The sequence below is a fragment of the Streptomyces sp. PT12 genome (assembly GCF_003311645.1).
GTDB lineage: Bacteria > Actinomycetota > Actinomycetes > Streptomycetales > Streptomycetaceae > Streptomyces.
On record NZ_QEST01000039.1, the window covers coordinates 25987 to 40167 of the forward strand.

Sequence of the window (14181 nt, forward strand, 5' to 3'; positions counted from 1 at the left end):
CGGAGGGGATTGCCACCCACCCGAACATTTGCCCGGGAAACGATGGCAGTTGCGGTAGGGGCGGCTTCCCCGGTGGTGCCCCGCGAACCCCCCCGCGGGGCGGTGACCGCCGGGGGGCGCGCGGCTATCCGGCGTCGGGGCGGGGCTCGGCGGGCGTCGCGCGGTCCGCCGCCTTCGCGTTCGCGCCGTTCCCCGGGGGCTTCGCGCCGTTCCCGGGGGACGTGGCCGCGGTCTTCTTGGCGGGCGCCTTCTTCGCGGCCGCCGCCTTGGTCGCGGTCTTCGTCGCGGTCTTGGTCGCCGCCTTCTTGGCGGTGCTCTTGGCTGGCGCCTTCTTCGCCGCCTTCTTGACGGCCTTCTTGGCCGTCTTCTTCGCTGGCCCCTTCGCTGGCCCCTTCGCCCGCTTCTCCGCCAGCAGCTCGAACCCGCGCTCCGCCGTGATCGTCCCGGGGTCGTCGTCGCGGCGCAGCGTCGCGTTGGTCTCCCCGTCGGTGACATACGGGCCGAACCGCCCGTCCTTGACCACCACGGGACGCCCCGTCACCGGGTCGTCGCCCAGCTCCTTGAGCGGCGGCTTGGCGGCGGCGCGCCCGCGCTGCTTGGGCTGGCGGTAGATGGCGAGCGCCTCGTCGAGCGTGATGGTGAAGATCTGTTCCTCGGAGGAGAGCGAACGCGAGTCCGTGCCCTTCCTCAGATACGGCCCGTACCGCCCGTTCTGCGCGGTGATCTCCTGGTCCGACTCGGGGTCGACGCCCACCACGCGCGGCAGGGACAGCAGCCGGAGCGCGTCATCGAGCGTCACACTCTCCAGCGACATGGACTTCAGCAGTGACGCGGTGCGCGGCTTGACGGCGTTCTTGCCCGTGGTCGGCGTGCCCTCGGGCAGCACCTCGGTGACATAGGGGCCGTAACGCCCGTCGCGCGCCACGATCTGATGGCCCGTGCCCGGGTCGGCGCCTAGCTCGAAGTCGCCGCTGGGCTTGGCCAGCAGCTCCTTGGCCAGCTCGGTGGTCAGCTCGTCGGGCGGCAGGTCGTCGGGCACGTCGGCGCGCTTGGCGGGCTCGTCGGGCCCGGCCCCAGGGTCGGGCGGCGCCTCGACATACGGCCCATAACGCCCCACGCGCAGCACGATGCCTTCGCCGACGGGGAACGACGAGATCTCCCGCGCGTCGATCGCGCCCAGGTCCGTGACCAGCTCCTTCAGGCCGCCGAGGTGGTCGCCGTCGCCGTTCCCCGCGTCGGCCGCGCCCCCGCGGACCGCCTGGCCGCCGTCCTCGCCGAAGTAGAACCGGCGCAGCCACGGCACGGCCTCGGCGTCGCCCGTGGCGATGCGGTCGAGGTCGTCCTCCATCCTGGCCGTGAAGTCGTAGTCGACGAGGCGGCCGAAGTGCTGCTCCAGGAGGTTGACCACGGCGAACGAGAGGAACGAGGGCACGAGCGCCGTGCCCTTCTTGAAGACATAGCGGCGGTCGAGGATCGTGCCGATGATCGTCGCGTAGGTGGAGGGGCGGCCGATCTCGCGCTCCTCGAGCTCCTTGACCAGCGTGGCCTCGGTGTAGCGGGCCGGGGGCTTGGTCGAGTGGCCGTCGGCGGCGATCCGTTCGGCGGCGAGCGCGTCGCCCTCGGAGACCGGCGGCAGCCGCCGCTCGCGGTCGTCGAGGTCGGCGCCCGGGTCGTCGGCGCCCTCGACATACGCCTTGAGGAAGCCGTGGAACGTGATCACCTTGCCGGTCGCGCTGAACTCGCAGTCCCGCCCGTCCGCGCTGCGGCCCGCGACCCTGACGGCGACCGACTGGCCGACGGCGTCCTTCATCTGGGAGGCGACGGTCCGCTTCCAGATCAGCTCGTACAGCCGGTACTGATCGCCCGTCAGGCCCGTCTCCGCGGGCGTGCGGAAGCGGTCGCCCGATGGCCTGATGGCCTCGTGCGCCTCCTGCGCGTTCTTCACCTTGCTCGCGTAGACGCGGGGGCGGTCCGGCAGGTAGTCGGCGCCGTAGAGCTGCGTGACCTGCGCGCGGGCGGCGGCGACCGCGGTGTCCGACAGCGTGGTGGAGTCGGTCCGCATATAGGTGATGAAGCCGTTCTCGTACAGCCGCTGGGCGACCTGCATGGTGGCCTTGGCGCCCATGCCGAGCTTGCGGGACGACTCCTGTTGGAGCGTTGTGGTGCGGAAGGGCGCGTAGGGGGAGCGCCGGTAGGGCTTGGACTCCACCGAGCGCACCGCGAACGCCGCGTCCTGGAGCGCGGCGGCCAGCGCCCTGGCGTTCTCCTCGCTCAGCTGCTGGACCTGCGCGGGGTTCCTCAGCTGCCCGTCGGGCCCGAAGTCGCGGCCCTGCGCGACGCGGCGCCCGTCCACCGAGGTGAGCCTGGCGTCGAACGAGCCGTCGCCCGGCACGGTCGTGAAGGTGCCGGTCAGGTCCCAGTACTCGGCCGAGCGGAACGCGATCCGCTCCCGCTCCCGCTCCACGACCAGGCGCGTCGCGACGGACTGCACGCGACCGGCGGAGAGCCGGGGCATGACCTTCTTCCACAGCACGGGGGAGACCTCGTAGCCGTAGAGGCGGTCGAGGATGCGGCGGGTCTCCTGGGCCTCGACGAGGAGCTGGTTGAGCTCGCGGGGATTGTTGACGGCGGCGCGGATGGCGTCCCTGGTGATCTCGTGGAAGACCATGCGGCGGACGGGGACCTGCGGCTTGAGCACCTCCTTGAGGTGCCAGGCGATGGCCTCGCCCTCGCGGTCCTCGTCTGTGGCGAGGTAGAGCTCGTCGGAGCCGGCGAGCAGCTCCTTCAGCTTCCTGACCTGGTCCTTCTTGTCGCTGTTGACGACGTAGAGCGGCTCGAAGTCCGCGTCGACGTTGACGCCGAGGCGGGCCCATGGCTGGCCCTTGTACCTGGCGGGCACCTCGGCGGCGCCGCTCGGCAGGTCGCGGATGTGCCCGACGCTGGCCTCGACCACATAGCCCGGGCCGAGGTAGCCCTTGATCGTCTTCGCCTTCGCTGGCGACTCGACGATGACAAGTCGGCGCCGGCCGTTCGCGGTCTCGCTGGTCGGGGACAACGTCTGCTCTTCTCTTCTCCAGCCCGGGGAAAGTACTGACGATGCGGAGTGTGACGGTACATCCCTGCTGCGTGTCAAATGGGAAAACCCCGCAACGCATCTCGAACGGTAACCCGAGATCCGCCATTCCCGCCGCCCGACCGCCTCCCTGGTGTTGTCGGTGAACAGTCACGGACGGTAGGCCCGGAGGGCCAGCGGAGCGCCCCTTTCACGCGGCTGGCAGGAGAAAGCCCTGCTCAACGAGCGGCCGCAGCCATGTCCCCGCCCCGGCACGGAGCGTCACGGGGTCCTCGCCGAGCAGCGAGGCGATCGCGTCAAGGATGGCGGAGGCGAGGAGGGTTCCGTCACAGCTGCCCGCGAACCCGGCGCTCACGGTGTCCATCGCGTCGGCGCGCATCATGCCGTGCCGCTGCCGCAGGACGATGTGCTCGGGGTCCTCGGCGCCCGGCGCGCCCACCTGCTCCTGCACGACGCCGTCGGCCAGCACGTACCGCGTCGCCAGCAGCGCCGCGTCGTCGCGGCAGCGCAGGAAGTCGAGGCGGTCGAAGTGCCCGGTGACCGCGCTCCCCAACGGCTGCTCGACGGCGTGCGGCCAGTCCTCGACGCGGACGGACGGGCGCTCGGAGCCGCTCGCGCGCAGCGTGATCCAGCCGAAACCGACCGCCCGCACGCGCCGCGCCGCGAACTCGTCGAGCCAGCCCGCGTACGCCTCCTCGTATGCCGCGGGGTCGCCGCGGTGCAGCCCGGCGTCGCGCAGCCACAGCTCCGCGTACTCGGCGACATCCTGCTCCTCGCGCCGCACGATCCACGCGTCGCACCCCGGCGGCACCCAGCCCGCGAGCCGCTCCCGCCAGTCCTCGCCCTCGACCTGCTCCCAGTTGGCGAGCAGCTGGCACAGCCCGCCGTGGGCCAGGTGGTCGGCGGAGCGTCGCACGAGCGCGCGGCACAGCTCGTCCCCGGCGAGCCCGCCGTCGCGGTAGGTCAGGCCCGCGCCCGACCTGGCGGGCGAGATGACGAACGGAGGGTTGGACACGATCAGGTCGTAGGGCGGGGCGTCGGACACCGGCTCGAACAGTGAGCCCTCGCGCAGCGCCGCGGGGGGCGCGTCCGAGAGCGCGAGGGTGAGCGAGGCCATGCGCAGCGCGCGGGGGTTGGTGTCGGTCGCGGTGACATGGGCGGCGTGGCGGACGGCGTGCAGGGCCTGGACGCCGCTGCCCGTGCCCAGGTCGAGGGCGCGACCGACCGGGGTCCTCGGGGTCAGCGCGGCCAGCGTCGCCGAGGCGCCGCCCGCGCCGAGGACGACGTCGGCGGGCCGCCCCGCGGCGCCCGCGGCGGCGGGGAGGCCCCCGGGGTCGGAGACGATCCACGCGTCGGACACCTCGCCGGACGCATAGGGGCGCACGTCCACCGTCGCGCGCACCTCGTCGCCCTCACGCACCAACCACCCGTCGTCGAGCGCCGCTTCGAGCGGCAACGCGCCCTCCGCGACCTTCCACGCGACGGACCGCCCCAGCAGGAACAGCCGCACCGCGGCGGCCAGCGGGCCCTCGTCGCCGCGCAGGGCGGCGAGGGCGGGGACGCGCTCGCCGCGGGCGAGGGCGGCATGGGCGGTGGGCCCGAGCCGTTCGAGCAGGCCGGCGGGCGTGAACGAGGCGGCGAGCAGGGCCTCGCGCAGCCGGGGGGTGCCGGGGCCGGGGGCGGGGAGAGGGGTGATGCGCACGCCACCATTGTGGCGAGCGCTCACTCGTCCGCGCTCTCGCCCTCGCCTCAGCCCTCGCCCTCGCCTCCGGTCTCGCCCTCGGTCTCGTCGGGGCTCTCGTCCGCGGGGCTCTCCTCGGCCGGGCTCTCCTCGGCGCTCTCGCCCGCGCTCCCGCCGCCGTCCTCGGCTGGCGGCTCCGCGGGCGGGGACTGGCAGCCCTCCTGGCGGGCGAACGCCTCGCTCATCTCGCCGCGCTCCAGCTCCTCGAGGGCCTCGGTGCCGCTGCGCCCGACCTCGTCGAGCCGCGGCAGGATGTCGCGCAGGCCCTCGGCGAACTCGCCGCGGTCGGAGGTGTCGAGCGCGTCCATCTCCTCCTTCAGGCCCGTGAACGCGGCGGAGAGGTCGTTCAGCTCGGCCACCGTGTCCTCGCGGATCTGCTCGCCGTTGTCGACGGGCGGGTCCCCGGCCTGCTCGACGGTCTCGGCGAGGGCGGCGTAGGCGTCCGAGATCTCCTGGTACGCGGCCGAGTTGGTCTCCTGAACCTCCTGCGGCTCCCGGTCCTGCTCGCCCACCTGGGCGATCGACGCGTAGGCGGCGTTGATCCTCTCGACCTGGGGCCGCAGCTCGTCACAGACCTCGCGGGCCCATTCGTCGGCCCGCTCGTCGTCGTCGCCACCGCCGCACGCCGACAGCGTGAGCAGGAGCGCCGCGCAACCCGAGAGTGTCACCGCGAGCTTCTTGTTCACCGTTCCTCGTCCCTTCGAGCGCCGACGCCCTGGTCTGACGGGAACTTACACGCAGCTCATCCCTCATCCGAGTGACGGCCGGGGCCACTGTCCGGTTTTGCAGCCATTTGCCCCACCGTCCCGGTGGCCTCGGTGCGCGGCCCCGCGGGGCGGCCGCCGCCGCGGGGAGTCGTTCCTCCCGCGCGACGCCGACCGCCCCGCGAAGGGCACTCCGGCGCTCAGACGCCCGTCGGACGGGTCTCGGCCACGGGCTCCACCGGCTGGTCGGGGTCGTCCTCGACGGCGATGCCGCGCCGCTTGGACACATAGACCGCGCCGACGATGACCACAAGGGCGACCACCGCGATCAGCGCGCGGAGCGGGGCGCTGGCGTCGTCGCCGTAGCTGAGGGTGATGACGGCGGGGGCGATGAGCAGCGCCACCAGGTTCATGACCTTCAGCAGGGGGTTGATCGCCGGGCCCGCGGTGTCCTTGAACGGGTCGCCCACCGTGTCGCCGATCACCGTGGCCGCGTGGGCCTCGCTGCCCTTGCCACCGTGGTGGCCGTCCTCGACGAGCTTCTTGGCGTTGTCCCACGCGCCGCCCGCGTTGGCGAGGAAGACGGCCATGAGGATGCCCGTGCCGATGGCCCCCGCGAGGAACGACCCGAGCGCGCCGATCCCCAGGCTGAAGCCCACCGCGATGGGCGACATCACGGCGAGCAGGCCCGGCGTGGTCAGCTCGCGCAGCGAGTCCTTGGTGCAGATGTCGACGACCTTGCCGTACTCCGGCTTCTCGCTGTAGTCCATGATCCCCGGGTGCTCGCGGAACTGCCGCCGCACCTCGTACACCACCGAACCCGCCGAGCGGGAGACCGCGTTGACCGCGAGGCCCGAGAAGAGGAACACGACGGCCGCGCCGATGATCAGGCCGACCAGGTTGTTCGGCTGGGAGATGTCGAGGCTGAGCCCGGTCTCGCCGAGCACGTCGGCCGCGCTCAGCTCCACGTCGGCGATCGCCTCGGCGATGGCGTCGCGGTAGGAGCCGAACAGCGCCGCGGCCGCGAGCACCGCCGTCGCGATGGCGATGCCCTTGGTGACGGCCTTGGTGGTGTTGCCGACGGCGTCGAGGTCGGTGAGGACGCGCGCGCCCTCGCCCTCGACGTCGCCCGACATCTCGGCGATGCCCTGCGCGTTGTCGGCGACCGGGCCGAACGTGTCCATCGCGACGATGACGCCGACCGTGGTGAGCAGCCCCGTACCGGCCAGGGCGATCGCGAACAGCGCCAGCATGATCGTGCTGCCCGCCAGCATGAACGCCGCGTACACGCTGAGCCCGACGAGCAGCGCCGTGTAGACCGCCGACTCGAGGCCGAGCGAGAACCCCGAGAGGACCACGGTGGCGGGCCCGGTCCGCGACGTCTTGCCGATGTCCCTGACGGGGCGGCGGCTCGGCTCGGTGAAGTACCCGGTGAGCTGCTGGATCAACGCGGCGAGAACGATGCCGATCGCGACGGCGGCGAGCGCGAACAGCCGCGGGTCGGCGTCGTGTCCGGCGATCTCCGAGTCCGTGATGCCCTCGAGCTCGGCGAAGGTGCCGGGCAGGTACGCGTAGGCGGCGATCGCCACCAGGACGAGTGAGATCCCCGCGGAGATGAAGAAGCCGCGATTGATCGCGGTCATGCTGGAGCGGTCGGAGGGGCGCGGCGAGACCAGGAAGATCCCCGCCATCGCGGTCAGCACGCCGATGGCAGGGACCAGCAGCGGGAACGCCAACCCTGCGTCGCCGAACGCCACCGTGCCCAGGATGAGCGCGGCGACCAGGGTGACCGCGTAGGACTCGAACAGGTCGGCGGCCATCCCGGCGCAGTCGCCCACGTTGTCGCCGACGTTGTCCGCGATGGTGGCGGCGTTGCGCGGGTCGTCCTCGGGGATGCCCTGCTCGACCTTGCCGACAAGGTCGGCGCCGACGTCCGCCGCCTTGGTGAAGATGCCGCCACCGACCCTCATGAACATCGCGATCAGCGCGGCGCCGAGGCCGAATCCCTCGAGCACCTTCGGGGCGTCGGCCGCGTACACCAGGACGACGCACGCCGCGCCGAGCAGGCCGAGGCCCACCGTGCACATGCCGACCACGCCACCGGTGCGGAACGCGATGCGCATCGCCACGTCGCGACCGCCGTCCCGCGCCGCCGCGGCGACGCGGACATTGCTCCGCACCGCGAGCCACATTCCGAGGTAACCGGTGGCCGCGGAAAACGCCGCGCCCACGACGAAGAACAACGAACGCCCGATCCGCTGACCCCAGTCATCGGCCGGGAGGAGCAGCAGCAGAAAGACGACCGCGACGGCGAACACGCTCAGCGTGCGCAACTGCCGCGTGAGATATGCATTCGCGCCCTCCTGAACGGCGGCGGCGATCCGCTTCATGTTGTCGGTGCCCTCACCGGCGGCGAGAACCTGTCTCACGAGGACGACGGCGAGCGCCAGGGCGGCGGCGGCGATCACCGCGATCACCAGGATGAGGCCGCGGTTCCCGCCCGTGAGCTCGGCGGCCTCGGCTGCCTGTGTGACATAGGGATGTGCCATTCGTCCTCCTTGACGCACCGGCTGGTCCAAATCAGACAGACGTGGCCGGAGTGTAGAGAGAGGCGTGGCATCGAAACAGAGGCCGGGAATGATATTTCGCCGGAGAACAGTGAATTCCCCGGAACAGGGATGATCTTCCATCGGCCGGGGAATGGGACCAGAATGCCCACCCGTAATTGATCAAGAGAAGCCGAGCGGTGGGTTATTGATCAAGGCGCTGCCGATCAGGGAGTCGGGCCGGAAAGCCGATCAGGAAACGGACGCCGTCGGCGTCGGCCAGCTCATCCTGATCTTGCCGCCGTGGGAGTCGGAGATCACCTCGACGTCGTCGACGAGGCCGCTGATCACGGCGAGCCCGAGCTCGTCGGTCTCCTCGGCCGCCTCGGACGCCGTCTGGTCCCGCGGGGCGGGCACCACGCTGGGGGCGTCGTCGCCCACCTCGATGGAGAACGTCTTCTCCCCCTCGGTCAGCACCACGCGCACCGGCGTGGTGAGCCCGTGCACGGCGTGAAGGCCGACGGCGCGGCTGCACGCCTCGCCGACGGCGAGCCTCAGCTCATCGAGCACCGACTCCTCGACGCCCGCGCGCCGGGCGACGGCGGCGGCCACCAACCGGGCGGTGCGGACATGCTCCGGGGAGGCGCTGAAGCGAAGTTCGACGGTGGCCATGACGATCCCCCTCGATCGTGCGGAAACGCCGCCCCGGCCGTGGTGCCGATGTCCCGGCACCACGGAAAGGCGGTACGGCCGCGGTGAAGATGTGACGTCCGCTCGCGATCGGTCGTCGAGCGTGACGGGTCTCAGTCGTTGGCCGCGATGGCCTCGTCCACGGACTCATGGATCGGGAAGACCTTGGTCAGCCCGGTGATCCGGAAGATCTTGAGGATGCGCTCCTGGTTGCACACCAGGCGCAGCGAGCCCTCCTGGGCCCGCACCCGCTTCAGGCCGCCGACCAGCACACCCAGCCCGGTCGAGTCCAGGAAGTCGACGCGCTCCATGTCCACCACGAGGTGGTGGTTGCCGTCGTTCACCAACTCGACCAGCTGTTCGCGCAGCTTGGGCGCGGTGTATACGTCAATCTCGCCGCCTACCTCAACGACCGTGCGGTCGCCAACGGTTCGGGTCGACAGGGACAGGTCCACGGATCCTCCAGCACCTTGCTAACGAGCGGTCGCCCCCCATGGATCGGCAGCCGCCAGGGCATTCAACCACTTACCGACTGCCCATTACGACGTCTTACAGCCATTGTCCGTCGGACCAGTGACAGACTCGATGCCGATGTCCGACGACCACGCCCCGCCCGAGCCGGGCGACACCGACGCCCCACGCCCGTCTCCACGGGCGGTGCTCGGGCGTCTGCGCGGGCTGCCGGGGCGAGACGAACGCCTCACCCACATGGAGCAGCTGCCCGCGCGCCCCGGTCGCCATGCGCCGTGGCCCGAAGGGATACGTCCCGAGGTGGTCGACGCGGTGACGTCGGCCGGAATCGACCGCCCGTGGACGCACCAGGCCCTGGCGGTGGAGGCGGCGCTGCGCGGCGAGTCGGTGGTCGTCTCCACGGGCACGGCATCGGGCAAGTCCCTGGCGTACCAGGTGCCCGTGCTCAGCGCCCTCCTCGACGGCCACGCCGCGCCGAACCGCCGCGGCGCCACCGCGCTCTACCTCTCGCCCACCAAGGCCCTGGCCGCCGACCAGCTGCGCGCGCTACGCCGTCTGGCCGCCCCGCTCGGGCCCGCGGTCCGCGCCTCGGGGTACGACGGGGACACCGGGCAGGAGGAGCGCGCCTGGGCCAGGGAGCACGCCAACCTCCTGCTGACCAACCCCGACATGCTCCACCGCGCCCTCCTCCCCGGGCACCGCCGCTGGTCCTCCTTCCTGCGCGCGCTGCGGTACGTGGTCATCGACGAGTGCCATGTGTACCGGGGCGTCTTCGGCTCGCATGTCGCCCAGGTGCTGCGCCGCCTCCGGCGTGTCTGCGCCTTCTACGGGGCCAGGCCGGTCTTCCTCCTCGCCTCCGCCACCACGGCGGAGCCCGGCGCCGCGGCCCAACGGCTCACCGGGCTGCCGGTCACCGAGGTCACCGACGACGCCTCGCCCCGGGGCGAGCTGGTCTTCGCCCTGTGGGAGCCGCCGCTGACCGAGGCCCGTGGCGAACGGGGCGCCCCGGTCCGCCGCACCGCCACAGCGGAGACCGCGGAGCTGCTCACGGACCTCGCCCTCCAGCGGGTGCGCACGGTCGCCTTCGTGCGCTCCCGGCGCGGCGCCGAGCTGATCGCGTTGATCGCCCAGGAGCGGCTGGCCGACGTCGACGCGTCGCTCGCCCGGCGGGTCGCCGCCTATCGGGGCGGCTATCTCCCCGAGGAGCGGCGGGCGTTGGAACGCGCCCTGCACGGCGGCGACCTGCTCGGCCTGGCCGCCACCAACGCGCTTGAGCTCGGCGTGGACGTCGCGGGCCTCGACGCGGTGCTGCTGGCCGGATATCCGGGCACCAGGGCGTCGCTGTGGCAGCAGGCGGGCCGCGCCGGGCGGCAGCGACAGGGCGCGCTCGCCGTGCTGGTCGCCCGCGACGACCCGTTGGATACCTATCTCGTCCACCACCCCGAGGCGTTGTTCCGGCGGCCGGTGGAAAGCACCGTGCTCGACCCGGGGAACCCCTATGTCCTCGCCCCGCACCTGTGCGCCGCCGCCGCCGAACTCCCGCTCACCGAGGCCGACTTCACCGGCAGCACCGCGCTGTTCGACACCGCGGCGGCCGAGCTGCTGCCCAAGCTGGCGGCGCGGGCGCTGCTGCGTCGCCGGGGCGACACCTGGTACTGGACGAGGCGCGAGCGCCCCGCCGAGCTGACCGGCATCAGGGGCGAGGGCGGCGAGCCGGTCCGCGTGGTCGAGGACGGCACGGGCCGCTTGCTCGGCACGGTGGACGAGGCGGCCTCGCACAGCACCGTGCACGAGGGCGCGGTCCACCTCCACCAGGGACACAGCTATGTCGTGCGGGAGCTCGACCTGGACAACGGGGTCGCGCTGGTCGAGCGCGCGAGCCCGCCCTGGACCACCTCCGCCCGTGAGGTGACCGACCTGTCGGTCCTGGAGACCGACACCACGGTGCCGTGGGGCGATGCCCGGCTGAGCTTCGGATCGGTCGAGGTCACGCACCATGTCGTCTCCTTTCTGCGGCGCCGGCTGCTGACCGGCGAGGTGCTGGGCGAGACCAAGCTGGATCTGCCGCCCCGGACGCTGCGCACCCGGGCGGTGTGGTGGACGATGACGGAGGACCAGGTCGATACCACCGGGGTGGACCGGGAGATCCTTCCCGGCGCGCTGCACGCGGCGGAGCACGCGTCGATCGGGATGCTGCCGCTGTTCGCCACGTGCGACCGCTGGGACATCGGCGGCGTCTCCACCGCCCTGCACCCGGACACCCTGCTGCCGACGGTGTTCGTCCACGACGGGCACCCCGGCGGGGCGGGCTTCGCCGAGCGGGCGTTCCACACCGCGCGCCGCTGGCTGACCGCCACCCGCGACGCGATCGCGGCCTGCGAGTGCGCCACCGGCTGCCCGTCGTGCATCCAGTCGCCCAAGTGCGGCAACGGCAACGACCCGCTGCACAAGGCGGGCGCGCTCCGGCTCCTCACCGAGCTGCTGCGCCACTGATCGGCGCGTCGGCCGGCCCCGCCCTGGCCCTGACCCGCACCGCGTAGGGACCGGCCCTGGCCTCCGCGGTGAGATCGGCGATCTCGCCTCCGATGTGGCAGCGCACCACCCTGGCGTGCTGCGCGGCGGCGACCCGTTCGGCCGTCGCGCACGCGGCCTCCCGGCCGTCGAGCGCGACATCGGCCGCGGCGAGCGCCGCAAGGTCGGCCGCGGCGGCCGCCCGCTGCCGCGCCCCCGACACCTGTCCGAGGGCCAGCACCGCGGCGAACAGCAGGCACAGCAGCGTCGCGCACAGCACCGCCCAGACCGTGGCCGAGCCGCGGTCGGCCGCGTGGCGGGCCGGGTCAGCTCCCCTCCGCATGGGCCACCGCCTCCCCGTCGACGCGCATCCCGAGCGGCCCAGGGCCCGGGGCACCGGCCGCCACGGTCACCCGGAACAGCGGGCCCTCCCGCTCGACCACGACCTCCGCACCCTCGGGGGCCGCGGCGCTCGCCACGCTCCTGACCTGCGCCTCCGACTCGCCTCGTGCCGCCGCCCTGGCCCCGGTCCTGGCGGCGTCGCCGCAGCGGGTCTGGACCGCGACGGCGCCGAGCCCCCACAGAAGCATCCCGAGCAGCGCGACGAGGGCGGGAATGACGATCGCGGCCTCGGCGGTGACATAGCCGCCGTCGGCACGGCCCCGGACCGGGGCCGGATCACGGCCGGATGCGCAACGCCTCCTCCACCGCTCCTTGCAGGGCATCGCTCACCCCCTGGGAGGTGACGACGCCGTAGAGCACGGTGGCCAGGGTCACCACGGCGAGCAGGCCGACGGCGTACTCGGCGGTGCTCATCCCGTCGTCGCGCCGCCATCGGGCGGGAAGCCGAGGCAGCCCTTGGCCGAGGCAGCCGAGAGAGCCGAACGAGCCGAGGCGGCCGAGCGGTCGTGCGATGGTCCTCATGAGAGATCTCCTTGTCGAGGGTCGAGGGTCGAGGTGGTCACAGCAGCTCCTCGGCGAGCCCGATGACGACGGGCGCCACGCCGATCAGCAGGAAGGCGGGCAGGAAGCAGAGCCCGAGCGGCCCGGTGACATGGATCGCCGCGCGTCTGGCCCGGGTCTGGGCCGCCCTGCGCCAACGGGCCCGCGTCTCGGCGGCCTCGGCCGCCACCGCGGCGGCCGTGGGCACGCCGCTGGCCCCGGCCAGCTCCAGGCGGCGGGCCAGCCCTCCGGCGCCGGGGAGCACACCGAACCTGCCCCACACCACGGCCGGATCGCCGCCGAGGCGCAGCTCGCTCGCGGCCCACCGCAGCCGCTCGCCCACCGAGCCGCCGAGCGAGAACCCCACCGCCTCCGCCGCCGCGCCGGGCGTCGCGCCCGCCGCGAGACAGGCGGCGAGCAGCTCGGTGGCCAACGGCAGGCCAGGGTCCTCGGCCACCCGCCCCCGACTACGCACCCGGGCCAGCAGGGCCCGGACCCCGGAGAGCCGCTCGGCAGGCCGGTGAGCGGACGGTCCGGTGCCCGGCTCCGTGGACGCCCCGCGTCGGCGTCGGCGCAGGGCCAGCACCACCAGGGCCGTCACGGCGGCCAGCGCCGCGAGCGCCGATGCCGTCATGGCCCGCTCCGCTCCGCGGCGCGGGTGATGGCCCGCACCCAGGCCACCCCCGCCCACTCCAGGACGGCGCCGAGGGCCAGGCAGCAGAGTCCCGCCTGGGTGCCGAGCAGCACGCGCAGCGGGGACACGCCCATGGCCGCGCCGAGGGCGAGTCCGAACACCGGCAGAGCACCCAGCAGCAGCGCCGTCGACCGCGGCCCGGCCAACTGGGCCCGCAGCTCCTCCTGTTGGTCCCGCTCGGCGCGCAACGCGCCCGCGACCCGCTCCAGGCCCGCCGCCAGCGACGCGCCGCCGTCGACCGCCACCGACCAGCAGGCGGCCACCCCCCGCAGGCCCTCGGCGCCGGGCTGGCGGCCCGCCGCGCGCAGGGCAGCGGGCACGTCCCCGCCGTACCGGGCGGCGGCCACGGCTCCGCCGCCCGGCACGCCGAGCCCGGCCGTGCCCACGGCGGTCATCGCCTGGGCCGGAGGCCTCCCGGCCCGCACCTCCCCGGCCAGCGCGGTGCAGAACGTGATGACCTCGTCCCGGCGCTCGTCCGCGGTCTGTTGCGCCTTGCGGTCCCGCCACCGGCGCACCGCCAGCGGCGCCAGCAGCCCCGAGGCGAGCAACGGCAGCGGCGATCCGCCCCACGCCGAGGCCAGCAGCCCCGCGGCCAGGCAGCTCAGCACCACCCGCGCCTCGGCGGCGTCCAGCCTCCGGGGCACTAGGCGCTTGAGCGGCAACGAGGGCCGAGAGGGCTGCCAGGCGCCGCCGCCCGCCGCCAGCAGGCGCGGCCCTCGGCGTGGCGACCCGCCGATGAGCAGCCACGCCCCGGTGTCTGTAAGCACTTCTGTGGGCTCCACCGTGGCAACGTGAAGTGGCCCCACTGG

11 protein-coding genes and 1 pseudogene are annotated in these 14181 nt (G+C 73.4%); 1 reads left to right on the top strand and 11 read right to left on the bottom strand.

Annotated elements, in window-relative coordinates; translation table 11 throughout:
* Window positions 1-124: 124 nt before the first annotated feature.
* The 6 genes from topA to DEH69_RS04160 all read right to left on the bottom strand — a co-directional run bounded on the left by topA (window position 125) and on the right by DEH69_RS04160 (window position 9209).
* Window positions 125-3055 carry a type I DNA topoisomerase gene (gene topA, locus DEH69_RS04135; protein ID WP_113685501.1) on the bottom strand — a complete coding sequence of 977 codons (2931 nt, stop codon included), beginning with the start codon at window positions 3053-3055 and terminating at the stop codon, window positions 125-127.
* Between the two features lie 208 nt (window positions 3056-3263).
* On the bottom strand, window positions 3264-4775 hold the full coding sequence (locus DEH69_RS04140; protein ID WP_113685502.1) for a methyltransferase: 1512 nt from the start codon (window positions 4773-4775) through the stop codon (window positions 3264-3266).
* Window positions 4776-4822: 47 nt separating this feature from the next.
* Complete coding sequence (locus DEH69_RS04145) at window positions 4823-5482, bottom strand: small secreted protein (RefSeq protein WP_181727250.1); 660 nt, start codon at window positions 5480-5482, stop codon at window positions 4823-4825.
* Between the two features lie 236 nt (window positions 5483-5718).
* Complete coding sequence (locus tag DEH69_RS04150; RefSeq protein ID WP_113685503.1) at window positions 5719-8067, bottom strand: sodium-translocating pyrophosphatase; 2349 nt, start codon at window positions 8065-8067, stop codon at window positions 5719-5721.
* A gap of 249 nt (window positions 8068-8316) precedes the next feature.
* Window positions 8317-8736 (bottom strand): ATP-binding protein, encoded by a 420-nt coding sequence (locus DEH69_RS04155; RefSeq protein ID WP_113685504.1) that lies wholly within the window; start codon window positions 8734-8736, stop codon window positions 8317-8319.
* Window positions 8737-8867: 131 nt separating this feature from the next.
* The gene (locus tag DEH69_RS04160; RefSeq protein ID WP_049577173.1) at window positions 8868-9209 is read right to left on the bottom strand and encodes an STAS domain-containing protein; all 342 of its coding nucleotides are present in this window, start codon (window positions 9207-9209) and stop codon (window positions 8868-8870) included.
* A 136-nt stretch (window positions 9210-9345) separates the two neighbouring features.
* Here DEH69_RS04160 and DEH69_RS04165 point away from each other — a divergent pair, with 136 nt between their 5' ends.
* Window positions 9346-11718, top strand: coding sequence for a DEAD/DEAH box helicase (locus tag DEH69_RS04165; RefSeq protein ID WP_258534419.1), 2373 nt, complete (start codon window positions 9346-9348; stop codon window positions 11716-11718).
* On the opposite strand, the gene DEH69_RS04170 is transcribed toward DEH69_RS04165, so the two are convergent.
* From DEH69_RS04170 to DEH69_RS04190, 5 genes and pseudogenes are all read right to left on the bottom strand, one after another.
* Window positions 11696-12079: an Rv3654c family TadE-like protein gene (locus tag DEH69_RS04170; RefSeq protein WP_113685506.1), complete on the bottom strand. Its 384-nt coding sequence runs from the start codon at window positions 12077-12079 to the stop codon at window positions 11696-11698. The genes DEH69_RS04165 and DEH69_RS04170 overlap by 23 nt on opposite strands.
* Window positions 12063-12461, bottom strand: a complete 399-nt coding sequence (locus DEH69_RS04175; protein WP_113685507.1) for a TadE family type IV pilus minor pilin — start codon at window positions 12459-12461, stop codon at window positions 12063-12065. The genes DEH69_RS04170 and DEH69_RS04175 overlap by 17 nt, the downstream gene beginning before the upstream one ends.
* Complete coding sequence (locus DEH69_RS04180) at window positions 12415-12660, bottom strand: DUF4244 domain-containing protein (protein WP_113685508.1); 246 nt, start codon at window positions 12658-12660, stop codon at window positions 12415-12417. The genes DEH69_RS04175 and DEH69_RS04180 overlap by 47 nt, the downstream gene beginning before the upstream one ends.
* A 37-nt stretch (window positions 12661-12697) precedes the next feature.
* A pseudogene (locus tag DEH69_RS04185) lies at window positions 12698-13117 on the bottom strand (type II secretion system F family protein); the annotation flags it as partial.
* Between the two features lie 191 nt (window positions 13118-13308).
* Complete coding sequence (locus DEH69_RS04190) at window positions 13309-14178, bottom strand: type II secretion system F family protein (protein ID WP_258534420.1); 870 nt, start codon at window positions 14176-14178, stop codon at window positions 13309-13311.
* Window positions 14179-14181 lie beyond the last annotated feature (3 nt).